Source organism: Hymenobacter glaciei (assembly GCF_039539585.1).
Taxonomy (GTDB): domain Bacteria; phylum Bacteroidota; class Bacteroidia; order Cytophagales; family Hymenobacteraceae; genus Hymenobacter; species Hymenobacter glaciei.
Genome location: NZ_BAABDK010000011.1, coordinates 13,695 through 36,033, shown reverse-complemented (window position 1 = coordinate 36,033; position 22,339 = coordinate 13,695). Strand labels below are relative to the sequence as shown.

General features: G+C 59.8%; 19 protein-coding genes. 17 read left to right on the top strand and 2 right to left on the bottom strand.

Annotated elements, in window-relative coordinates; translation table 11 throughout:
* Nucleotides 1-95 precede the first annotated feature (95 nt).
* The 13 genes from ABD837_RS06930 (at nt 96) to ABD837_RS06870 (ending at nt 12,195) form a co-directional block, all read left to right on the top strand.
* Complete coding sequence (locus ABD837_RS06930; protein ID WP_345052057.1) at nt 96-995, top strand: cell division protein FtsX; 900 nt, start codon at nt 96-98, stop codon at nt 993-995.
* A 79-nt stretch (nt 996-1,074) separates the two neighbouring features.
* Nucleotides 1,075-1,407: a DUF3098 domain-containing protein gene (locus ABD837_RS06925; RefSeq protein ID WP_345052054.1), complete on the top strand. Its 333-nt coding sequence runs from the start codon at nt 1,075-1,077 to the stop codon at nt 1,405-1,407.
* A 95-nt stretch (nt 1,408-1,502) separates the two neighbouring features.
* Nucleotides 1,503-2,333 (top strand): undecaprenyl-diphosphate phosphatase, encoded by an 831-nt coding sequence (locus ABD837_RS06920; RefSeq protein ID WP_345052051.1) that lies wholly within the window; start codon nt 1,503-1,505, stop codon nt 2,331-2,333.
* A gap of 2 nt (nt 2,334-2,335) precedes the next feature.
* A complete protein-coding gene (gene truB / locus ABD837_RS06915) occupies nt 2,336-3,181 on the top strand; it encodes a tRNA pseudouridine(55) synthase TruB (protein WP_345052048.1) in 846 nt (281 codons plus the stop codon).
* A gap of 81 nt (nt 3,182-3,262) precedes the next feature.
* Nucleotides 3,263-4,216: a bifunctional riboflavin kinase/FAD synthetase gene (locus tag ABD837_RS06910; protein WP_345052046.1), complete on the top strand. Its 954-nt coding sequence runs from the start codon at nt 3,263-3,265 to the stop codon at nt 4,214-4,216.
* 158 nt (nt 4,217-4,374) lie between these two features.
* Entirely contained in the window at nt 4,375-5,652 is a 1,278-nt protein-coding gene (locus tag ABD837_RS06905; protein ID WP_345052043.1) for a carboxypeptidase-like regulatory domain-containing protein, read from the top strand.
* A gap of 67 nt (nt 5,653-5,719) precedes the next feature.
* Nucleotides 5,720-6,976, top strand: a complete 1,257-nt coding sequence (locus ABD837_RS06900; RefSeq protein ID WP_345052040.1) for a carboxypeptidase-like regulatory domain-containing protein — start codon at nt 5,720-5,722, stop codon at nt 6,974-6,976.
* 48 nt (nt 6,977-7,024) lie between these two features.
* Entirely contained in the window at nt 7,025-7,720 is a 696-nt protein-coding gene (locus ABD837_RS06895) for a CoA transferase subunit A (protein WP_345052038.1), read from the top strand.
* A 45-nt stretch (nt 7,721-7,765) separates the two neighbouring features.
* Nucleotides 7,766-8,146 (top strand): hypothetical protein, encoded by a 381-nt coding sequence (locus ABD837_RS06890; RefSeq protein WP_345052035.1) that lies wholly within the window; start codon nt 7,766-7,768, stop codon nt 8,144-8,146.
* Complete coding sequence (locus ABD837_RS06885; protein ID WP_345052033.1) at nt 8,139-8,369, top strand: hypothetical protein; 231 nt, start codon at nt 8,139-8,141, stop codon at nt 8,367-8,369. Before ABD837_RS06890 ends, ABD837_RS06885 begins: the two co-directional genes overlap by 8 nt.
* 18 nt (nt 8,370-8,387) lie before the next feature.
* Nucleotides 8,388-9,050 carry a 3-oxoacid CoA-transferase subunit B gene (locus ABD837_RS06880; protein ID WP_345052030.1) on the top strand — a complete coding sequence of 221 codons (663 nt, stop codon included), beginning with the start codon at nt 8,388-8,390 and terminating at the stop codon, nt 9,048-9,050.
* Nucleotides 9,051-9,112: 62 nt separating this feature from the next.
* On the top strand, nt 9,113-10,279 hold the full coding sequence (locus ABD837_RS06875; RefSeq protein WP_345052028.1) for a hypothetical protein: 1,167 nt from the start codon (nt 9,113-9,115) through the stop codon (nt 10,277-10,279).
* A 377-nt stretch (nt 10,280-10,656) separates the two neighbouring features.
* Nucleotides 10,657-12,195 carry a carbon-nitrogen hydrolase family protein gene (locus ABD837_RS06870; RefSeq protein ID WP_345052230.1) on the top strand — a complete coding sequence of 513 codons (1,539 nt, stop codon included), beginning with the start codon at nt 10,657-10,659 and terminating at the stop codon, nt 12,193-12,195.
* A gap of 158 nt (nt 12,196-12,353) precedes the next feature.
* On the opposite strand, the gene ABD837_RS06865 is transcribed toward ABD837_RS06870, so the two are convergent.
* Together ABD837_RS06865 and ABD837_RS06860 are read right to left on the bottom strand one after the other, a co-directional pair.
* The gene (locus tag ABD837_RS06865; RefSeq protein WP_345052025.1) at nt 12,354-13,217 is read right to left on the bottom strand and encodes a carboxypeptidase-like regulatory domain-containing protein; all 864 of its coding nucleotides are present in this window, start codon (nt 13,215-13,217) and stop codon (nt 12,354-12,356) included.
* A 73-nt stretch (nt 13,218-13,290) separates the two neighbouring features.
* Complete coding sequence (locus ABD837_RS06860; RefSeq protein ID WP_345052023.1) at nt 13,291-13,821, bottom strand: GNAT family N-acetyltransferase; 531 nt, start codon at nt 13,819-13,821, stop codon at nt 13,291-13,293.
* A 149-nt stretch (nt 13,822-13,970) separates the two neighbouring features.
* Here ABD837_RS06860 and ABD837_RS06855 point away from each other — a divergent pair, with 149 nt between their 5' ends.
* From ABD837_RS06855 to ABD837_RS06840, 4 genes are all read left to right on the top strand, one after another.
* Nucleotides 13,971-14,684 (top strand): SDR family oxidoreductase, encoded by a 714-nt coding sequence (locus tag ABD837_RS06855; protein ID WP_345052021.1) that lies wholly within the window; start codon nt 13,971-13,973, stop codon nt 14,682-14,684.
* Nucleotides 14,685-14,932: 248 nt separating this feature from the next.
* Nucleotides 14,933-16,915 carry a DUF4394 domain-containing protein gene (locus ABD837_RS06850; RefSeq protein WP_345052019.1) on the top strand — a complete coding sequence of 661 codons (1,983 nt, stop codon included), beginning with the start codon at nt 14,933-14,935 and terminating at the stop codon, nt 16,913-16,915.
* 366 nt (nt 16,916-17,281) lie between these two features.
* Nucleotides 17,282-20,494 (top strand): SusC/RagA family TonB-linked outer membrane protein, encoded by a 3,213-nt coding sequence (locus ABD837_RS06845; RefSeq protein WP_345052016.1) that lies wholly within the window; start codon nt 17,282-17,284, stop codon nt 20,492-20,494.
* A 39-nt stretch (nt 20,495-20,533) separates the two neighbouring features.
* Nucleotides 20,534-22,015: a RagB/SusD family nutrient uptake outer membrane protein gene (locus tag ABD837_RS06840; RefSeq protein ID WP_345052013.1), complete on the top strand. Its 1,482-nt coding sequence runs from the start codon at nt 20,534-20,536 to the stop codon at nt 22,013-22,015.
* Nucleotides 22,016-22,339: the final 324 nt, after the last annotated feature.

The following is a 22,339-nucleotide window of genomic DNA, read 5'->3' as shown; positions in this document are numbered from 1 at the left end:
AAAGGGTGGAGAGGCAAGAGTTGCCATCATAGACGTACTACTTCATCTCTTCGTCACCTTAAACTTCATCACCTAAAAACTACCTTTGCCCGAATATGGCTGCCCCCACCACCCCGCATACCCGCAAGAAGAAGCTTGGCTCCTACCCCACATTGCTCGTGGTGTTCAGCATTACGCTGGCCCTGGTGGTCATTGGCCTCTTCGGCTTATTGCTGGTACACGCCCAGAAGCTGAGCGAAGTGGTGCGCGAAAACCTGGAGGTGCAGGTGTACCTCGACCGCGACCTGCCCGAAACCGAGCTGCTGCGCCTGCAGCAGGACCTGGGCCAGCAGGCCTTTGTGGCCGAGCGCAACGGCAAGCCCCAGATTCGCTTCGTGAGCAAGGAAGAAGGCGCCCGCCAGCTGCTGCAAAGCACCGGCGAGGATTTCCGCCAGTTCCTCGGCGACAACCCGCTGCGCGATGCATATGTGTTGAAAATTAAGCCCGAGTTTACCGACACCATGCACCTGCGCCAGCTCAACCGCAGCATTTCGACGCAGCGCGGGGTGTTTGAGGTGCAGTATCCACAAGACCTATTTGCCAGCATCAACAACAATCTGACTCGGGTGAGCCTGGTGTTGCTGGGCTTCGCGGCGGTGCTGGTCCTAGTGGTGGTTATTCTGATTAACAATACCATTAAGCTGGCGCTGTTTTCGCAACGCTTTCTTATCCGGTCCATGCAACTGGTGGGGGCTACCCGCCTCTTTATCCAGCAGCCGTTTTTGCGGCGTGCTACCTGGCAGGGGCTGGCCAGTGGCGTACTGGCGGCGCTCATTCTCATTGCCCTGCTGCAGTATGCCTACCTCCAGGTTGAGCCGTTGCGCCTGCTGCGTGACGACCTGCGCCTGGGCTTGCTGCTGCTCGGGGTCATCGTGCTGGGCGTGGTAATCGGCTTTTTCAGCTCGGCTCGCGCTGTGCACAAGTACCTCCAAATGTCGCTCGACGACCTGTATTAACCTGTAGTTGCCAGTTGTCAGTCTCTCGATGACCATCTCAACTGGCCTAATAACTGACAACGAATAACTGATTACGACTATGCAACCCACCACTTTCCGATTCGCGTTTGGCCCCCGCAACTACCGCCTAATGTGGATTGGCCTGGCCCTGCTGGCCGCTGGCTTCATCATCATGATGTTTGGCGACAAGGCCAACTACGGCGAAGACTTTATGGGCATTACGCTGGGGCCGCTGCTGCTGCTGGCTGGTTTCGCCGTGGAGTTTGGCGCCATCATGGTGCGCGACAAGTCGCACGTGGTTACGCCCGTAGCGCCGGTGACTACGTTTAGCCTCTCGGCCGATGCAGTGGCTGCTGCCAATGCGCCCGTAGCACCTGCGCCAACTGTTGCGCCCACCTACAAGCGCCTCTAATTTCAGTGGTCAACGGTTGGCGGTAAATGGTTAATGGCGAATGCGCCCAGCCACTCATCGTTAACCAGTTACCACTAACCCTTTACCGGTTTTAAATGACTTATTGGCACGCCCTGCTCCTCGCCATTGTGGAGGGCATAACTGAGTTTTTGCCCGTCTCCAGCACCGGGCACATGATTATTGCTTCGGCCTTGCTGGGCATTCCGCCCACGCCGTTTTTCAAGCTCTACCTGGTGCTGATTCAATTGGGAGCCATCCTGTCGGTGCTGGTGGTGTACTGGAAGCGCTTTTTTCAGAACATCGACTTTTACCTGAAGCTGCTGGTGGCTTTTTTGCCCATCGTGCTGGTAGGCCTGTTGTTCAAAAAGCACATCGATGCGCTGCTCGAATCGGTTACCACTGTAGCCGTGATGCTAGTAGTAGGCGGCGTGGTGCTGCTATTCGTTGACCGCTGGTTTCCGCAGGAGGTGCCCAAAGAAGGCGGCCACCCGGTTACCAATCCCAGCTTCAAGGAAGCGCTAGTAATCGGACTGTTCCAGTGCCTGGCCGTGGTGCCGGGAACCAGCCGCTCGGCGGCCACCATCGTGGGCGGCCTCACCCAGAAGCTTACTCGCCGGGCGGCGGCGGAGTTTGCGTTCTTCCTGGCGATGCCCACCATGGCCGCAGCGGCAGTGAAGGACATTTACGACTATTACAAAGAAGCCAAGTCCAACGGCGTTGATATCTCGCACTTGTTTTCGGCGGCCGAGGTAAAAATGCTGGTAGTGGGCAACATAGTGGCCTTTGTGGTGGCGCTGCTGGCCATCCGGCTGTTTGTGGGCTTCGTGGCGAAGTACGGCTTCCGGGCCTTTGGCATCTACCGCATTATCGCGGGCGGCATCCTGCTTTTGATGCTGGCACTCAAACTCCCCCTGACCATCGTATAACCATGACAACAAAAACCCTGGCCGACTACGATTTCGAAACCGGTGAAGTGCTGCTGCTCGACAAGCCCCTGACGTGGACTTCGTTCGACGTGGTGCGCAAGGTGAAAAGCGCCCTGCGCATCAAGAAAATCGGGCACGCCGGCACCCTCGACCCCTTGGCTACCGGCCTGCTCATTCTCTGCACGGGCAAAAAAACCAAAGAAATCGACCTGATTCAGGCCCAGGAAAAGGAGTACGCTGGCACCTTCCGTCTCGGCGAAACCACGCCCAGCTTCGACCTCGAAACCGCCGTGGACATGGCCCGCCCCTACGGCCACCTCACCGACGAGCAGATTTGGGAAGCCACCGGGCCGTTCACCGGCGTCATTCAGCAGACACCCCCGATTTTCTCGGCGGTGAAAGTGGATGGCAAGCGCGCCTACGAGCTGGCCCGCACCGGCCAGGAGGCCGAAATCAAGGCCAAAACCGTTGAAATCAAGACCTTCGAAATCACGCGCATTGCGCTACCCGAAGTTGATTTTCGGGTAGTGTGCTCGAAGGGCACCTACATCCGCAGCCTGGCGCGCGACCTGGGCGTGGCCCTGGGTTGCGGGGCCCACCTCACGCGGCTGGTGCGCACCCGCATTGGCGAGCACCGGGTAGAGGACGCTTTTTCGCTCGAAGCCATTGAGGCTCTGCGCCCGCCCCGGCCCGAAGGCGAAGGCCCCGCCCGCCCGCGTCGCGAGCGGCCCAGCACGGCTCCCAACCGCGTGGGCCTGCAATACTACGCCGCGCTGCAAGCCGATGCGCTGGCTGCCCAGCAGCACCAGCACGACGCTCCCGCAAAGCCCGAAACGCCCACCGAATAGGCTTCATAGCAGCCTGCCACAGCACGAGCTGCTACCTTCGCGGCTCGTTTTGCTCTCTTTTATCCGCTTCACCGGCGCCTTATGCACGTCATCCGCGACCCGGCTCAGTTTCCGTTTCTTGGCAATGCCGTCGTTACCAGCGGCACGTTTGATGGCGTGCACGTGGGGCACCAGCGCATACTGGCGCGGCTGCGCGAGGTGGCGCAGGCCAGTGGGGCGCCCTCGGTGGTCATTACCTACTGGCCGCACCCGCGCCTGGTGCTGGGCCCGCCCCCCTCTCACCCCGAGCTGCTGGAGCTGCAGCTGATTAGCACCCTGGACGAGCGCATTGCCCGGCTGGCCGCGCTGGGGGTCGACTACCTGCTCATTGTGCCCTTCACCAAGGAATTCGCGCAGTGGACTTCCGAAGAATACATCCAGAACCTGCTGCTGAAAACCGTGGGCGCCAAGCAGCTGGTGATTGGCTACGACCACCGCTTCGGCAAAAACCGCGAGGGCGGCTTCGACTACCTGAGTCAACACGCCGACCGCTACGGGCTGACCGTGGAAGAGATTCCGCGCGAAGACGTAGACGCCGTGGGCGTGAGCAGCACCCGCATCCGGCAGGCCCTGCGGCAGGGCGACGTGGCCACGGCCAACCGCTACCTAGGCTACCAATACCCCCTCACCGGCCGGGTAGAGCACGGCCAGAAGCTGGGGCGCACGATAGGATACCCCACCGCCAACCTGCGCGTGGAGGAGTTGCTGAAGCTGGTGCCGGCGCGTGGCATTTATGCAGTGTGGTGCACAACGGCGGCCGGCACCCGGCACCCGGGCATGCTCAGCATTGGCGTGCGGCCCACCATTGGCAACGATTTGGCCCAGACCATAGAGGTGAATTTGCTGGACTTCAGCGGCGATTTATACGAGCAGTTGCTGACGTTGGAATTCGCAGCTTGGCTGCGGGCCGAAGAAAAATACGACGGGCTGGACGCGTTAACAGCCCAACTGGCGTTGGATGCGCAGAACACCCGCGCGGCACTGGTAAGCGTCTAAAGTTTGTGCGGTGCTGTAGAGACGCATACTTGCGTCTCGGCGTTGAACGATTTGTGGCAGGACTGTTGAGATATTCCGTTCAAAACGGGAAGGCTCCTACGCACCTTCACAGCCATCTGCTGACACACTTATAGTATTAACTAACCTATTTACTTCCAATGAGTTATTTCCGATTACTACTGGTGTGCTGCGGCGTGTTCCTTTCCGTGGCCGCGCAGGCGCAAAGCAAAATCACCGGTATTGCCCTCGATTCCGTCACGCACGAGCCGCTGGCGTTTGCCAGCGTGTTTCTGGCCAGCACCACGTTGGGTGCCACCACCACCGAGAAGGGTGAGTTTGAGTTTCCGCGCGTGCCCAAGGGCACCTACGACATCGTGGGTTCTTACGTGGGCTACCGCTTGGGCAAGCAAACCATTACCGTGGAAACGACCCCGCTGAAGCTGACCATTAACCTGGCCCCCACCGGCAACCAGCTGGGCGAAGTGGTGGTGCGGCCAGCGCCCAACAAGCCCGAGGAATACCGGCAGTTTGCGCAGCTATTTCTGGGCGGCAGCACGTTTTCGGAGCAGTGCCACATCAGCAACCCCGACGATGTGCGGGTGATACTCGACGACTCGACGCAGGAGCTGACGGCCCGCACCAAGGAGTTTCTGCAAATCGACAACGACGCGCTGGGCTACCGCCTGAAATACTACGGCCTCTATTTCGCCTACGACAAAGAAGCGGGCTCGATTACCTACTACGGCCAGCCGGTGTTCGAGGAAATGAAGCCGCGCGACGAAGCGCAGCGCCGGCTGTGGGCCGCCAACCGCCTCACGGCCTACACCGGTTCGTTTATGCACTTTCTGCGCTGCCTCTATACGAACCGCCTAGAAGCCGGCAACTTCCTGACGCAGCAGATTAAAGTAACGCCTAACCCGCGTTACGAAAGTGCTCAGAAAAAGCGCGAGGCGCTACTGGCCGCTGGTGCGGCGGGCGCCTATTCGCCCGCTGAAAAGGATTCGCTGCGCCGCTGGAGCCGCGAGTTGCCCGAGCTAGCTACCCTCTACTCCGAGGCCCGGCCCATCGACAGCCTCCGCCGGGTGAAGCCCAATGGCCGCACCTACATGCGTTTTGGCGGTGAACTGCAGGTGGCGCATTTTGGTGAAGCGCCCGACCCGCGCTTCAAGCAGCAAATGAACACGCTAGGCTATTCGCGTACCCCATTTCCGGCCCAACGGCAGGTATCGCGCCTGCAGTTGGCCGATGGCGAGGCCGAGATTCAGGCCGATGGCTCGCTGCGCAACCCGCTCGAAGTAGCCCTGGGCGGATACTGGGGTTTCGAGAAAATTGGCGAGTTCCTGCCCTACGACTACGTGCCGACGGGCATGCCCACGCCGGCCCGCCCAGCGGCTCCGGCAGCGCGGCCGGCTGTGCGTCCGGTGCGTAGGCGGTAGCTGGCAATGGCATCGAAGGCCAGCCACTACCTTGGCGTGGCGTTCCTATCGGCAGCCGGCTTTTCACATGGTTTTCTCTGATTTTGGCCTTGTCTTACGGGAGCGGCAGTGGCTTATGCTGCAGTTGCTGCTCCTGTTGTTGCGGCCTGCTACCATCCGGGCCCAGGTTTCCATTTCGGGGCAGGTGCTCGATTCTGTCACGCAGGCGCCGCTGCCGTTTGCCAGCGTATACTTGGCTAACACTACGCTAGGCACCACGACCGATGCCGACGGCCGCTTTCGGCTCGCTAGCGTGGCGCCCGGGCATTACGACTTGGGCGTGAGCTATGTAGGCTACCATCTGTTCAGTCAGTCTGTAAACGTGACGGGGCCGCTGGTCATCAATCCGCTGGTGGCCCAGGCAGCGCAGCAGCTGTCCGAAATCGTGGTGCGTCCCGACCCCAACCGCGAGGATGATTATCAACGGTTTAAAGAGTTGTTACTGGGCAACTCTACACTCTCGCGCCAATGCCGCATTCTCAACCCCGATGGGGTGCGCGTGCGGTACGACCCGCACCAAAACGTACTGACGGCCAGCGTGCCCCACGCCTTGGAAGTCGACAACCCCGCACTAGGCTACCACCTCACCTTTTATCAGCTCGATTTCCGCGCCGAATTCGTTGACCAGGGCGTGGGGCTAACCCTGCTCACCCAGGTAGTCTTCAAGAACCTACCCGGTAGCATACGCCAGCAGAAACGATGGGCCGCCAACCGACAAAAGGCTTACCTGGGCTCGTATCAGCACTTTTTGCGGAGCATTTACGCCAACCGCGTGGCCGCAGAAGGATTCCGGGTGCAGAAGCTGCGGCGGGTGCCCAACCCGCGCCGTCTGGCCGCCGACGAGGCTTTGCGCCAGCTGCAGCGGCAGTATAGCACTGCCCCACTGCCCGACTCGCTGCTGCAAGCGTTGCGCCAGCCCCGCGAGCTGGTTTTCCTTTTCAAACCCATACTGCCGCCCGACAGCCTGCGCCGCACCGAGCCCGGGACCGGCCGGGTGTGGCTGCGTTTCCGCGACCTGCTGGCTGTGACTTATGAGCGCGAAGCCCCCGACCTGAACTACCGCCGGCCCGGGCCCAACTTCACCTCGGTGCGGCCGCGCTACGAAGAATCGGTGGTACACCTGCAGCAGCCCGAGGCCGAGGTGGAGGCTATTGGGGCGCTGGTAGTACCGTTGGCGGTGCTGAATGAAGACTATTGGGGCTTCGAGAAAATCGGCGAGTTGCTGCCGCTCGATTATCAGTTGCCCGCCAATGTGGCCCCTACGGCCGCTAAGCCCGCGCCGTGACGTAATTTTCGGCCCCAACGACGCACCTGCATCGCCAATTCCCACCCTATGATTGACAAAACCGTTCCCAACGCCGAAGCCGCCCTGCAGGGGCTGGCCGATGGCATGACCCTGATGCTCGGCGGCTTCGGCCTGTGCGGCATCCCCGAAAACGCCATTCAGGAAATCCTGCGCCTCGGCGTGAAGAACCTGACCTGCATCAGCAACAACGCCGGCGTCGATGACTTCGGCATTGGCCGGCTGCTGCAAACCAAGCAGGTGAAGAAGATGATTTCGAGCTACGTGGGCGAAAATGCCGAGTTCGAGCGCCAGCTCCTCAGCGGCGAGCTTGAGGTAGAATTGATTCCGCAGGGCACGCTGGCCGAGCGCTGCCGGGCCGGCGGCGCGGGTATTCCGGCCTTCTTCACCCCTGCCGGCTACGGTACCGAGGTAGGCGAAGGCAAGGAAAGCCGCGAGTTCAACGGCAAGATGTACCTGCTCGAAACTGCCCTGCACGCCGATTTTGCCTTCGTGAAAGCCTGGAAAGGTGACACCGCCGGCAACCTCATCTACAAAGGCACGGCCCGCAACTTCAATCCGATGATGGCCACGGCCGGCAAAATCACGGTAGCCGAAGTGGAAGAACTGGTGCCCGCCGGCGAGCTCGACCCCAACCAGATTCACACGCCCGGCATTTTCGTGCAGCGCATTTTTCAGGGCGAAGCCTACGAAAAGCGCATCGAGCAGCGCACCGTGCGGGCGTAGCAACCTGGCACATCGCCAGTTCAGCTTCCTAACCAACTTGCCATCATGCTGACGCGGTCTACTCGGGCGGGATTACTGCTGCTGACGTTGCTGCTGGCCAGCTTGCCGGTGCTGTTTGGTGGCTACGTGAACGAAACGGCGCCCAACCGGCCCACTACCCGGTACGTAGCCAGCCGCTGCACCCGCTACTGCGAAGCCCACAGCTGCCCGCATGCCACCGCAGCCAACAGTCCAGCCTACTGGCGGTTGAAGCCACTGTACCATGCCACCATTGCGGCGCTGGGTGCTGGCGGTGCCAGCTGTTACGCCGCGGCCAACATTGCGGTATTTCTGGTGGCGGTGCCCCTGTTGCTGCTAATGCTCACGTATGGCTTGCTGCGTGATGCCGTGCTCATTCGACGACTTAAACAGCAGCCGCATGACTAACCTGCCCACTTTCGTCGACCGCCTGATTCATCTGGCGTACTGGTACTGCACCGATTTCATGGTGAACCTGGCCGCTCGCTGGCACATTTCCTACAACGAAGCCAACACCCGCATTCTATTACTCCTGATTCCGGGCCTCACGGGGCTGCTGCTCGTAGCCCGCCTCCTGCAATGGCGGCAGCTGCGCCAGTTGCGCCGCCCTTCACACCCCATTTCTCGCTGACCCTTCCTCCCTATTCCCATGCTCGACAAACACGGCATCGCCCGGCGCATTGCGCAAGAAGTTCAGAATAATTCTTACGTCAACCTCGGCATCGGCATTCCGACGCTGGTGGCCAACTACATCCCGGCCGGCATCAACGTCGAACTGCAATCCGAGAACGGCCTGCTCGGCATGGGCCCCTTCCCCACCGACGACCAGGTCGACCCCGACCTTATCAACGCCGGCAAGCAGACGGTAACCACGCTGCCCGGCTCCAGCCTCTTCTCCTCGGCCGACTCGTTTGGCATGATTCGCGGCGAGCACGTGGACTTAACTATTCTCGGCGCGATGGAGGTTTCGGAGCGCGGCGACATTGCCAACTGGAAGATTCCGGGCAAGATGGTGAAGGGCATGGGCGGCGCCATGGACCTGGTCGCTTCGGCCAAGAACATCATCGTAGCCATGCAGCACGTGGCCCGCGACGGCAGCAGCAAACTGCTTTCCGAATGCACCTTGCCCATTACCGGCCTGCGCTGCGTGAAGAAAATTGTGACCGAGCTGGCCGTCATCGACGTGACGCCCGATGGCTTTGTGCTGCGCGAGCGCGCCCCCGGCGTGAGCGTGGAGCAGATTGTGGCTGCCACGGCCGGCAAGCTGGTGGTACCCACCGGCGACGTACCAGAAATGACGGGCGTAGCATAACGTTAGCCCTCTGCTGGCAAGTGTCGGCGTATATTCGTAGTGCCACTCTTTGCCCCAGGAATATGCGCCGACTCTTACCCTTCTTCTTGCTAACCGCCGCGCCGGCGCTGGCTCAAACGAGCTCGCCGGTTATCGACCGTACCGACATGCCCTCGCTCACAGCCGGCGTCGACAGCCTGCGCTTGAGCGTGGCCAGCGCGGTGCTGCCCACCAGCGTCCCACCCCTAAGCCGCAGCGGAGCCAACCAAACCTGGAACTATGGCAGCCTGACCCCGGTCAGCCAGCGCGTGGAGTCGTATGTGCCGGCCAGTGTGGTAACGGCTACTTCGCTGTTCTATTCCTTCACTTTTGGGGCGTTTGGCGGCGCCAACCAAGCCACAGTGGCTTCTCCGCAGGCTTTACCCGTACCGGCCGGGGCCAGCCTGCCCATTGCCGTTACCGATACCTACCAGTTTTTTCGCTTGGCTGCCGCCGGAGCCACGCCGCAGGATTTTCGTTCGGTGGGTTTCGGGGCCTCGCTCAATGGTACCGCGGTACCGGTTACCTACGCCAGCGCAACGCAGCAGGACGTGATTTACCGCTTCCCGCTAAGCTTCGCCAGCCAGGCCGACTCCAGTAGCTCGTTTTTCTCGACGCCGGCTGCCATTGCCACGGCCGGCTACCTTAGCCAGAAGCGCAAACGGGTGAATAAGCCCGATGCCTGGGGCACGCTCACGACGCCCTTCGGCACGTTCCAGACGGTGCGCATCGTCACCAAGCTTATCGACCACGACAGCGTGGCCTTTGGCGGTACACCCGGCCAGGGCTTCGACATTCCGCTGACGCGCGAGTACAAGTGGCTAGCCAAGGGCCAGCACGTGCCGGTGCTCACCATTACCACACGCCTGGTGGGCGGGCAGGAAGTGGTGAGTGGCGTGGAGTACCGCGATATCTACCGCCGCATCATTCGCCTTGGCACCCGCGATGCAGCCCTCGATGCCGGGCTGGCTGCTGCGCCCAACCCTTCAGCGGTCGGTAGCGCGCTCACGCTTAACATGCCAGTAGGCAGCGGGCCACTCACCATCACAGCCACCGATGTAGTGGGCCGGCTGCTGTTTCAGCGCAGTTACGATGGCAACGCGGGCAGCGCACGCCTCGGAGCCGAGGCCTTTGGCAGCTTCCGCGGGGTGGCGCTGCTAACGGTGCAAACGGTGCGGGGCACGGCCACGCGCCGGGTGGTGCGCGAGTAGACCGGGGCAGCATATTGCACCGTTTTGGCAGTTTTTCCGTTTAAGACCCCGTTGGCTAATGCCGCCAACGGGTTTTTTCATGGGTAAATTTGCTGGCCCAATGGCAGCCGTAGCCCACCCGGCTGGTGGCTGCCCCGACATTCAAACAGCTCTTTTTCGATATTATGGCAACTTCTTCTAACGGCAAATCTGCCGCGTCTTCCGCCGCCAGCGGCAAAGCCACGCCCGGCGCGCACGCCAAAGGCGGGCATGCCAAAAAGGTAGGCAAGCCCGCCCCGGCGGTGCCTGTCGAGCGCCTGACCCCCACCGCTGTGCCGGCCCACAAGCTGGTACTGCGCACCCTGCGCCGTTCCGATTTTAAGGAGGTAAAGGAAATCATGGACAAGGTGTATTCCAACATGGAAGGGGCCTGGGCCGCCGACGAGTTTGCGGCCCTGCTCCGCAAGTTTCCCGAAGGCCAGATTGGCATCGAGGACAATGGCCGGCTGGTGGCGGCGGCCCTCGGCATCATTGTCGATTACAGCAAGTTTGGCGACAAACACACCTACGCCAAAATCACGGGCAACGGCAAGTTCGATACCCACGACGACGACGGCGACACGTTGTACGGCGTCGATGTTTTTGTGGACCCCGAGTACCGCAGCCTGCGCCTGGGCCGCCGCCTGTACGATGCTCGTAAGGAGCTGTGTGAGAACCTAAACCTGCGCGCCATGGTGGCCGGCGGCCGCATACCCGGCTATGCCAATTACGCCAACGAGATGACGCCCGCCAAATACGTGGAAATGGTGCGCAACAAAGAAGTGGTCGACCCTATCCTCACCTTCCAGCTTTCGAACGAGTTTCACGTCCGCAAAATCATCCGCGGCTATTTGCCTTACGACTCCGAATCGAAGGCCTTTGCCACGCTGCTGGAGTGGATTAACGTCTACTACGAAGAGACGGAAAAGCTCATCGGCAACACAAAATCGAACGTGCGCATCGGCATTGTGCAGTGGCAGATGCGCGCCACCCGCAGCCTGGAGGACCTGCTGCAGCAAATGGAGTTTTTCGTGGACACGGTGAGCGGCTATAAGGCTGACTGCGTGATGTTTCCGGAGTTCTTCAATGCCCCGCTCATGGCCCTCACCAACCAGGACTCGCCAGCGGTGGCCATCCGGGCCATGGCGGCCTTCACCGAGCCCATCAAAGTAAAAATGATGGAGCTGGCAGTGAGCTACAACATCAACATCGTGGCCGGCTCGATGCCGGTGTACGAGGACGGCAAGCTGCACAACGTGGCCTATCTCTGCCGCCGCGACGGCACCGTGGACGAGCAGTACAAGCTGCACGTGACGCCCGACGAGGCCAGCTATTGGGGCATGCGCGGCGGCGACAAGCTCAAGTGCTTCGACACCGACTTTGGCAAAATCGGCATCTTGGTGTGCTACGACGTGGAGTTTCCGGAGCTGGCCCGCATGCTGAGCGACGAGGGCGTGAAAATCCTGTTTGTGCCTTTCTGGACCGATACCAAGAACGCCTACCAGCGCGTGCGCATCTGCGCCCAGGCCCGGGCCATTGAGAACGAATGCTACGTGGCCATCACCGGCTCGGTGGGCAACCTGCCGCGTGTCGAGAACATGGACATTCAGTACTCCCAGTCGGCCGTGTTCAGCCCTTCAGACTTCGCTTTCCCGCACGATGCCATTGTGGCCGAAGCCACCCCGAACACGGAGATGACCCTCATTGCCGACCTCGACCTGGACTTGCTAAAAGACCTGAACACCAGCGGCGCCGTACGAAACCTGCGCGACCGCCGCAAAGACCTGTACTCGCTGAGCTGGACCATTAAAAAGACTGAGCGCGACGAGGAGCTGCTCGAGCTGGGCGCCGAACGCCTGCCCCGCGCCAGCCGCCGCAAAGCCATCGCGGCGGGGTAAAGACAACTCATTTCCCTTCAATAGAAAAGCGCGGCCATGAGAATGGTCGCGCTTTTCTATTGAAGGGAAATGAGTTGATGATACAAGCGTAGCGGTCTGACGGTAATGCGATAACCGCGGTTTTATTCATCGTAAACAGCATTTTTATCGACTATAAGTTATTGCTTCACCGTCACATAGGCTGAGAGTGACGCACCAGGCTCGCGCTTCCAGGCTCCCAGGCTGCTGGTGCGGGAAATGGCCGCGCCACCAAACTGTCCTCCATAGCTTAGAATGGGTGCAGCAAATTTCTTTGTGGAAAGAGGCCCGGCAATTTTCTTCCCAGGCAAAAATTCGAATCCCAAAAAAAAGTCATCCTGCATCTTCAAAGTATACTTGGTTAAGTCGATATTCAGCCAGCCATTTTGCACGGCCGTGCGCACCAAAACGGTCTGCTCAACGAGTCGTTCACCGGGAAAACCTTCCTTGGCACGGTAGAGGTTGAGGCGAAACGTAACGGTATCGACTGTGGGGTAGCGGAGAAAAATATGCGCCTCTAGCAGTTCCGATGGAATGTTGCGCAGCGGAATAAATTTGACGAACTCAACGATGTCGTGCGTTTCGCGATTATCCACTCGGCCCCAGAGGAACGGATTGTGCGTTGTGGTTCCGATTCGGCGCACCTTGGCCGTCCGGCCCAGTATCACTACTTCGTGCAAGGCCGTCGGCTTCTCCACTAGCAAGAATGTATGCTGCTGGTGTCCAATTATTTGGGCAATAGGCAAAGACTGTTCTTGGAAGCCAATGGCCGAAAAAGTGAGCGTATCGTTGGCCTGACTGGGCGGGATGCGCAGGAAAAAATTGCCGTTCGCGTCGGCTGCAGTGCCCGTGTTTTTTCCGCGTATGCCAATGTTGACAAACGGAATGGCGGCCTTGTCGCCCTGAGACTGCACCTGGCCGGTTAGCAGGGCGTCTTGCGCAAAGGCGGGGAATATGAGACTAGCAAATAAGGCCAGAAAAAAGAATAAACGCGGGAGAAACATTGCGGAAAAATGAGCTGATTTGGTTGATTGGATGCTCAAATTCGGCCAATGGTTGCTATCCCAATTCCTATTCTTAACTCGTGAGCAGTTTGTAATACACCGCCGTGGCATGCGGCTGCCCATCGTAGTTGATGAAATACGCCGGAATAGCGCCTACGAACTGGTAGCCCATGCTCTGATATAGCAACTCGGCTTCATCGCCGTGCCGCGTATCGAGGATGAGGGTGCTGCGGCCCAGTTGCTGCGCCTGCGCTTCCAGTGCTTCCATTAGCTGGCGGGCAATGCCTTGGCGGCGCGCTCGCGTGTGCACCAGCAGCTTCGAGACCTCGGCGCGCAGCAGCGAATTGGGACGAGTGGCCAAGTCCAGTTGTACGGCACCCAGCAGTTGGTTCCCATCGGGAGTACGGGCTACCAGTAGTACCCGGTGCCCGGCATCCATGGCCGCGACGACGCTCTGCCAGTATTCGTGGGCTTCGGCCGCCACCAGAGGCGGCATAAAGCCGACCGAAGCGTTTGAGTCGACGGCATCTTGGAGTAACGCGTGTAGCTGCGGGAGTAGCGCGCGGGCTTCGGTGGCAGAAAGGCTGGCAATTGAAACGACCATAACGGGAGAAGCTTGTTGTAGTTAGCAGGCCAAAAGAAGCATCAAATTGGGTTCATTTTGCCAAAGGCGCTATGCAACCGTTGCCGCTGGGCGGGCTTTTATGCGTAAACTTCGGCCCCTATTCTTCTAGCTAATCCTCCAATCACCACATGCGCGCATTCATCACCGGAGCCAACCGCGGTCTGGGCCTCGAACTTACCCGCCAGTATCTGGAACGTGGCGACCAGGTTTTTGCGGCCAGCCGCCAGCCTGCTACTGCCGCCGAACTGCAAACGCTGAAGCAGCAGTACGCCGACCGCCTCGTGCTGCTACCGCTTGATGTGACCAGCGCGGCTTCCATTGCCGCCGCTGTGGCTACTACCCAGGAAAATGCCGACGCCCTCGACGTGCTTATTAACAACGCTGGCGTGTATCCGCACGCGGGGTCGGGCGATGACCACCAGCGCCTGGGGCAGCTCACCCACGACGACGCTATTGAAACGATGCAGGTGAATGCCATTGGGCCGCTGCTGGTGTCGCAGGCGCTGCTGCCGCTGCTGCGCGCTGGCCGCAAGGGCCGCATTCTCAGCATCTCGTCGGGCCAGGGCTCGCTCACCTGGAAAGCCACCGGCGACCCCTACCACTACAGCGCCAGCAAAGCTGCCCTGAACATGTATATGCGCAGCCTGGCCGCCGAAATTGGCCACATGGGCCTGATTTCGGTACTCGTGGACCCGGGCTGGATGCGCACCGAAATGGGCGGCGAACACGCCACCCAGGAACCGGCCGATTCGGCCCGTGGCATTATCCGGCTGGCCGAGCAGCTGCACGCCGAAGAAAACGGCAGCTTTGTGACTTGGCAGGGGCAGCCGGTGCCGTGGTAGGGCAAAAGCGCAGGCTATGAGTTTGAGAGAAGGTGGCGGCCGCAGGGTTGCCACCTTTTTTATTCTGGCCAGCAAAAGAATGGGCGAAGAGGAACTACGCTACCTTTTCGAAAATCAATGCATTAAAAGCAGGTTAAAATAAATTTTACTTGAATCCTAGTTGCAAGCGGTGAACGTAGGATGATAGAGATGCCCGCATGCGGCGGGCGCTGGCAATCCATTTCTACATTCTTTATTCTTCGCACAACATGCTCCGGAAAACTACTTTTTGCCCCTCCACCCTACGGTGCACCCTGCTGGGGCTGGCTGCATTGGGACTTTCGACCGGTGCGGCTCAGGCCCAAACAGTATACGGCCTGGTGAGCACCGCTAGCGCTGTTACCAGCCTGGCCACCTTCCAGGCCACGGCTCCGGGCACTTTCACGGCCACAGTTCCTGTCACGGGCCTTACTGCCGGGCAAACACTGGTGGGTCTCGATACCCGACCCAACACCGGCCAGTTGTTTGCGCTTGGCTACACCGCAACGGGCACACAGGCTCAACTGTACACCCTAAATCCCACCACCGGTGCCCTGACTGCCATAGGCGCGACCATTACGCTTAATTTGGGAACAACTCTGAACCGTATAGGCTTCGACTTCAACCCTACCGTAGACCGCATTCGGGTAACTGGCAGCAACAACAGTAATTACCGCCTGAACCCCAATACCGGCGGCATTGCCGCTACCGATACCAACCTGGCCTACGCCACCACCGATGCCAACGCCGCGCAAACCCCGGGTGTGGGTGCCGTGGCCTATGGCAACTCCTTTATTGGCGCTACCAACACGGTGCTCTACGACATCGACGAGGCCAACAGCCGCTACACCTCCCAAGACCCGCCGAACAACGGCACGCTCAACAGCCGCACCGCCCTTACCGTGAATACGGCCACGGCCCTGGCTACGGACCTTGACATTTATTTTGACCCAACCTCCCGCACCAACGGTGCTTACCTCACCATTGCCACCGGTACTACTGCCGCGCCCAGCACGCAGCTCTACACCCTGGACTTCATCACGGGAGCGAACATGACGGCTGTTGGCACAGTAGGCCCGGTTGGCACCCTGGTTACCGACATTGCCTTTGCCATCAGCCGGCCCGCCACGCTGCCGGCCCTTACCGGACAACTGGCCTATGCACTCGCTGGCACCAACCTGCTCACCTTCGATACAGGGCAGCCAGGGTTGATTCGGACTTCTGTTGGCATCACCGGCATGGACGCTACCCAGACGCTGGTGGGCCTCGACATTCGGCCGGCTACCAATACCCTCTATGCGCTAGGCTATAATACTACCGCTCAAAGCTATACGCTGTACTCGCTGAATAGCACGACCGGAGTTGTTACCGCCGTGAACACTACGCCCATTGCCCTGGCATTGGGCGCGGGCAAGGTTGGCTTCGACTTTAACCCTATGGTCGACCGCATCCGGGTAACGTCGGGTAGCCGCGCCAACTTCCGCCTCAACCCCATTGATGGCACCGTAGCGGCCACCGACACGCAATTAGCTTACGCCGCTGGCGATGCCAATGCCGCTGCCACGCCCAACATTGGCGCCTCGGCTTACACCAATAGCGTAGCCGGCACCACTGCCACGGCCACGACCCTCCACAACTACGACCTCAGCCTGAACATTCTCACCACCCAGATTCCGCCTAACAACGGCACGCTGAATACGGTGGGAGCTACCGGTATTGTAGCCAACACGACTACACCCAATATCGACCTCGATATCTTCTCGTCGGCGGCCGGTACCAACACGGCCTACCTGGTAGCCAACACCACTACCGCCAGTACCAGCCTCTACACCGTGAACCTGACGACCGGCGCGACTACTTTGGTAGGCGCTATCGGCAATGGACTGGCGGCCCGCGACATCGCAGTGGCAGGTACCAGCGGCGTGGCTACGGCCGTGCGCGAACGTACGGACCTGGCTACGGGCTTCGGCCTCTACCCCAACCCAGCCAGCGGCCACACCGAGGCATCCTTTGCACTGCCCCATAGTGGGCTCGTACAGCTGGAAATGTTCGATAACCTGGGTCGCCGTGTAGCAGCACAGGCCGCTCGCCTGTTGCCTGCCGGGGCCAATACGTTGCGATGGGAAGCGGGCGCGGCTCACCCAGGGCTATATGTGGTGCGCCTGACCGTAGACGGAAAGGCCGCAGCCAGCCGCATGCTGGTACTGGAATAGCAACGAATCCTTACCAACCGAGCATCGATTTGTCGCTGGCTTCATGTGTGGTTTACTATCTCACTGCTAGAAGGCATTAAGTAATACCCCTTTAAACTTGTTTCAAAAGGCCCCACAGCTATGCAGTGGGGCCTTTTTTAATTAAAAATGAGAACGGGGTGTATTCAGTATACAAGCATTCACAATTATTGATATGCATTGATAAGCTCTCCGGCATCTATGGTACCGAGCATGCATCAAGACACATTGGCTATTAAGCAAATGCATCCAAATGTTATATTCACATAAGTCATTTGCTGTGCCATTTCTCTTCTATCTTGGCGGCACCATAAAAGCTGTTTAAATCACTCACCTTTTCTGACCATTATGCAAAAGCATTTACTGTTTCTTTTCTTCTGGGTCTTCGCCCTGGGGGCTCATGGCCTGCAGGCGCAAAACCGAACCATCTCGGGCGGCGTGAAGGGCACCGATGGAGCATCGATACCCGGCGCAACCGTTATTGTGAAAGGCGGAACCCAAGGCACTTCAACCGATGCCGACGGCAAGTACTCGCTGTCGGTGCCGTCGTCGGGAACCACCCTGGTGTTCTCCTTTGTAGGCTACGACAAAAAGGAAGTAGCCATTGGCGACCAGTCCGTCATCAACGTAACGCTGGCCACGGCGTCGACCGGGCTCGAAGAAGTTGTGGTGGTTGGCTACGGCACCCAATTGCGCCGCGACCTAACGGGCAATGTGGCCACCATCACGGGCAAGGAGATTGCCGCTGCCCCGGTGCAAAGCTTCGACCAAGCCTTGCAGGGCCGGGCGCCGGGGGTGAACATCACCACCCCCAACGGCGTGCTGAACAACCCGCCCGTGATTCGCATCCGGGGCACGAATTCCATCACGCTGAGTTCGGCTCCGCTGGTAGTAATTGACGGCATTCCGGCCTACAGTGGCAATACCTCGGCGGTGGGCAGCGTGCCCAACAACCCGCTCAGCAACCTGAACCCGGCCGACATTGAAAGCATGGAGGTATTGAAAGATGCTTCGGCCACGGCCATCTACGGCTCGCGGGCCGCCGGCGGCGTGATTCTGGTAACCACCAAGAAAGGCAAGAAAGGCCAGAGCCACCTCAGCTACGACACGTGGGTGGGCTGGAGCAAGCCGGTGCGCCTGTACGAAGTGCTCGGCGCGCAGGACTACATCACTATCAAGAACGAGGCCGTGCGCAACCTCAACGCCAACCGGGTAGCGGTGGGGGCTGCCGGCACCAACATCGAGGGCTTCCGCGCCACCGATGCCAACGGCGTGACCGCCGACACGCGCTGGTACGACTACGTATACCGCACCGGCTTCTCGCAGTCGCACAACCTAAACTTTTCGGGCGGCACCGAAAAAACCAGCTTTTACTCGTCGGTGGGCTACACCGACCAGAAAGGCATGCTGCAGCGCAACGAGTTTAAGCGGGTTTCGGCCCGCCTGAACCTGGACCACAAGCTATTCGACTCCTTCACGGTGGGGATGCGCGTGGGCTATTCCAACACCAATAACTCTTCCCCTAACTCGGGCTCGGTGGGCAATGGCGCTTTTGGCACGGGCGGCCTGGGCCGCTTGCCCCTGGCGCTGCCACCCAATATTTCACCTTACAACCCCGATGGCAGCTTCAACATCAACCCCGGTGGAGCCGGCATTGGGGCGGGCCCTAACCTGAACCCCGGTGGCCCAGCGGGCTCCCCGCTGATTCCCAACTTCTACAACCCCCTGGTTGACTTGGCTTACAACTCCTTTACGTCGGACGGCAACGAAATTCAGGGCAGCGTGTACGCCAACTGGGAGCTGGTGAAGGGATTGAACGTGCGCACCAGCTACGGCCTGAATAACATCTCGCTCGAAGACAAGTCTTTCCTCACCAGCCTGGCGGGTGACGGCCAGTCACTGGGCGGACAAGCAGCCAGCTACTACCGCACCAACAAGCGGTGGAACTGGCAGAACACCGCGCAGTACGACCGCACGTTTGGTGAAAAGCACAACTTATCGCTGTTGCTCGGCAACGAGCAGCAGTCTACTGCGGTGCTGCGCTGGGGAGCCAGCCGAACCGGTATTTCCGACCCTTTCTACACGAATTACCAAGGCGGCTTTACCAACATTGCCGTCGATGGCAACGCGGAGGGCAATAACTACTTGGTATCTTTCTTTGGGCGGCTGAACTACAATTTCAACCGCAAGTACTTGGCTACGTTGAACGTGCGCCGCGACGGCTATTCGGCCTTTTCCCGAAAATACGGCAACTTCTATGGGGCTTCACTTGGCTACGTCGTATCGGAAGAGGACTTCTGGAAGAACTCGGCGTTTGCCAATACGTTCTCGTTCCTGAAGCTAACCGGCAGCTACGGCAGTGTGGGCAACAACCAAGGCATCGATGATTTCGTGGCGCTGCAGTTATACGGAGCCGGACTCTACGGAACCGGCTCGTCGCTGTTTTTCAGCAACGCCGGCAACCCCAACCTGACGTGGGAAACCAGCAAGAAAACCGATGTTGGGGCTTCGTTCGGCTTTTTCCAGGACCGCCTAACCGGCGACGTTGCCTACTACCGCAACTTAGTAGACGGCCTGATTCTGAATGTGCCGCAGTCACCCTCCAAAGGCATTCCCAATGTAGCCACCGGCGCTCCTGGCCCTGGCGTGTTGGGCAATGTGCTGTTATCCAACGTGGGTGCGATGCAAAACACGGGCATTGAATTCAACCTGCGCTACAATGCCATCCAGGGCACCAACTTCAACTGGACGGTGAGCGGCAATGTAACCACGCTCAAAAACCGCGTCCTGACCCTGGCCTTCGACGGGCAGCGCATCGGCACCGCTACCTCGGGCCTCGAAACCGCTAACTACACGCGGGTAGGCCAGTCGGTGGGCGAAATCCTGGCGGTGCCCTCGCTGGGCGTGAACCCGGCCAACGGCCGCCGCCTACTTCAGAAAGCCGATGGCACGGTAGTGCAGTATGAGCACCTGGGCACCGGGTGGACGACGCTGGATGGCAAGCCCACCACGGCCCCTACCCAACTGAGCGACGGCGTTTATTACGGCCCCGTGCTGCCAACCTGGTACGGCGGGCTCGACAACACGTTCCGCTATAAAGCCCTCGACCTGGGCGTGTTCGTGCAGTTTTCGGGCGGCAACTACATTTACAACGGCTCCAAGGCCGGCCTGCACGACCAGCGCTTCTGGAACAACCAAACCGACATTCTTGACCGGTGGACTGCTGACAACCCCAACGCCAAGTGGCCCCGGGTGGTGTACGGCGACAACGTGTCGAACGGCTCGGCCCTGGTGATGTCGTCGAACGTAGAAAAGGGCGATTTTGCCCGCCTGCGGCAGGTTTCGCTGGGCTACACCTTCAGCCCCACCCTACTCGGCCGGCTGAGCGTGGCCAACGCCCGCGTGTATGTGCAGGTGCAGAATGCCCTGCTGCTCACTAAATACTCGGGCATCGACCCGGAGATTTCAAGCAATGGCGGCAGCAACACTGGCGCGGGCGTCGACCGCAACTCGGTTGGGCAGGCCCGCACGTTCACCGCAGGTTTCAACATTGGTTTCTAACGGCCTTTCCACACGATGAGTATGCTAACTACTAAAACAATGGCCGCTGCCGTTTGCGCGGCGATGCTGGCCTTGGGCACAGTTGCCTGCCAGGAAGCCCGCCTGAATCCGCAGCCCACGGCGTCGTTGTCCGACAAAGTGGTGTTCAGCACCCCGGCCCGCGTGGCCCAGCAAAACAACAACCTCTACAGCTACGTGAAGACGGGCGGTTTCCTGGGCGGCCGGGTGCAGGTGTACGGCGACATTCGTGCTAACGACTTCCTCAACCGCACGTCCAACGGCGTGACCGGGCTCCTCGTGTGGAACCACACGCTTACGGAAGCATCGCAGAACGATGTTGTCAACACCTGGGGCTTCGGATACGCGGCCATCAACCAAATTAACGTGTTTCTCGACGGCCTCGATGCCAACGCTTCGAACTTTGTGGCGCCGGCCTTCCCAGCCAACTTCGCGGCCACGGCCAACAACTACCGCGGCGAAGCCCGGCTGCTGCGCGCCCTGAGCTACTACACGCTGTTGCAGCTCTACGCCCGGCCCTACGCCGACGGCAACGGCAGCAAGCCCGGCCTGCCCCTGCGCCTGAAGGCTGAAGTGGACGACACCAACAACAACCTGGCCCGCAGCACGGTAGCCGAAGTGTACACCCAGATTCTAAAAGACCTTGATTTTGCCGAGCAAAACCTCCCCCTTACGTATCCCACGGGCACCTCGCCAGTGTCGCGTGCCCACCGCAATACGGCCATCGCCCTCAAAACGCGGGTGTACCTGAGCATGGGCCGCTACGCCGACGTGATTACCGAAGCCAACAAGTTGGTGCCCGCCGCCGCGCCCTTCGTGGCCCCCAGCGGCGTACCCCATGCCTTGAGCGCCTCGGTAGCCGCCGTGTTTGCCCCGCCGCAGGAAACCGCTGAAAGCATCCTGTCCTTTCCCTTCACGGCCCAGGACGCGCCCGGCACCCAGAATCAGCTGGCCTTCTACTTCTTGCCCACCTCGCTGGGTGGCAACGGCGAATACAGCCTGAACGGCGGCGCGGGCGGCATTCTCACCAACCCCGGCTTCGTGGCCACCGATGCCCGCCGCACGGCATTGGTAGCGACGGTAGGCACGGAGTCGTTTTTGAAAAAATACCCTACGGGCAGCCCCAATCCATTCACCGACCGGGCCCCCGTGATTCGCTACGCCGAGGTGTTGCTGAATTTGGCCGAAGCCCGCGTGCGCACCGCCAATGCCGTCGACCCGCAAGCCCTGGCCCTGCTCAACGCCGTGCGCGGCCGCTCGAACCCAGCCGGGGTATATAGTGCCGCCAGCTTTGCCGCCGCCAGCGACTTGGCCGAAGCTATTCTGCTGGAGCGCCGCATCGAGTTTCTGGGCGAAGGCCTGCGCAACACCAACATCATGCGCCTGAATGCTACCATCCCGGGCAAAGGGTCGGTGCCGGCCATTCCCAACACTTCTACCAACTACGTGTGGCCCATTCCATCCACCGAGTTGGCCGTGAACACGCTCATGACCCGTAACTAGAGGAAACCATTTCCTACGGCTCCGTCGTATAAGTAGAAGAAGCTTGCTCATTGTTGCGCAAGCTTCTTTTACTTATATTCAAGCTCTGCAAAGCCCTTCGGTATGCAGGTCGCGTCATGTTTAGTCACGGCTCGGCCACAACATTCTGTGCTAAAGCATCTGAGCAGGCAAAATTTTTAGGAAAGAAAACGTGGCATATCTGTCGGAGCCGTGCGTATAAAGCCAACTAAATGAACATTGATAACCAGCGCATTGTTAAAAAATTTATATATCTTGTAGATAGTGGTTTTAAATTCCTTCAATACTCATTGTATTTAATGTGTT

Coding starts and splice junctions, on each gene's coding strand:
- ABD837_RS06930 (WP_345052057.1), top strand. CDS start 96: ATGGCTGCCCCCACCACCCCGCATACCCGCAAGAAGAAGCTTGGCTCC.
- ABD837_RS06925 (WP_345052054.1), top strand. CDS start 1,075: ATGCAACCCACCACTTTCCGATTCGCGTTTGGCCCCCGCAACTACCGC.
- ABD837_RS06920 (WP_345052051.1), top strand. CDS start 1,503: ATGACTTATTGGCACGCCCTGCTCCTCGCCATTGTGGAGGGCATAACT.
- truB (WP_345052048.1), top strand. CDS start 2,336: ATGACAACAAAAACCCTGGCCGACTACGATTTCGAAACCGGTGAAGTG.
- ABD837_RS06910 (WP_345052046.1), top strand. CDS start 3,263: ATGCACGTCATCCGCGACCCGGCTCAGTTTCCGTTTCTTGGCAATGCC.
- ABD837_RS06905 (WP_345052043.1), top strand. CDS start 4,375: ATGAGTTATTTCCGATTACTACTGGTGTGCTGCGGCGTGTTCCTTTCC.
- ABD837_RS06900 (WP_345052040.1), top strand. CDS start 5,720: ATGGTTTTCTCTGATTTTGGCCTTGTCTTACGGGAGCGGCAGTGGCTT.
- ABD837_RS06895 (WP_345052038.1), top strand. CDS start 7,025: ATGATTGACAAAACCGTTCCCAACGCCGAAGCCGCCCTGCAGGGGCTG.
- ABD837_RS06890 (WP_345052035.1), top strand. CDS start 7,766: ATGCTGACGCGGTCTACTCGGGCGGGATTACTGCTGCTGACGTTGCTG.
- ABD837_RS06885 (WP_345052033.1), top strand. CDS start 8,139: ATGACTAACCTGCCCACTTTCGTCGACCGCCTGATTCATCTGGCGTAC.
- ABD837_RS06880 (WP_345052030.1), top strand. CDS start 8,388: ATGCTCGACAAACACGGCATCGCCCGGCGCATTGCGCAAGAAGTTCAG.
- ABD837_RS06875 (WP_345052028.1), top strand. CDS start 9,113: ATGCGCCGACTCTTACCCTTCTTCTTGCTAACCGCCGCGCCGGCGCTG.
- ABD837_RS06870 (WP_345052230.1), top strand. CDS start 10,657: ATGGACAAGGTGTATTCCAACATGGAAGGGGCCTGGGCCGCCGACGAG.
- ABD837_RS06865 (WP_345052025.1), bottom strand. CDS start 13,217: ATGTTTCTCCCGCGTTTATTCTTTTTTCTGGCCTTATTTGCTAGTCTC.
- ABD837_RS06860 (WP_345052023.1), bottom strand. CDS start 13,821: ATGGTCGTTTCAATTGCCAGCCTTTCTGCCACCGAAGCCCGCGCGCTA.
- ABD837_RS06855 (WP_345052021.1), top strand. CDS start 13,971: ATGCGCGCATTCATCACCGGAGCCAACCGCGGTCTGGGCCTCGAACTT.
- ABD837_RS06850 (WP_345052019.1), top strand. CDS start 14,933: ATGCTCCGGAAAACTACTTTTTGCCCCTCCACCCTACGGTGCACCCTG.
- ABD837_RS06845 (WP_345052016.1), top strand. CDS start 17,282: ATGCAAAAGCATTTACTGTTTCTTTTCTTCTGGGTCTTCGCCCTGGGG.
- ABD837_RS06840 (WP_345052013.1), top strand. CDS start 20,534: ATGGCCGCTGCCGTTTGCGCGGCGATGCTGGCCTTGGGCACAGTTGCC.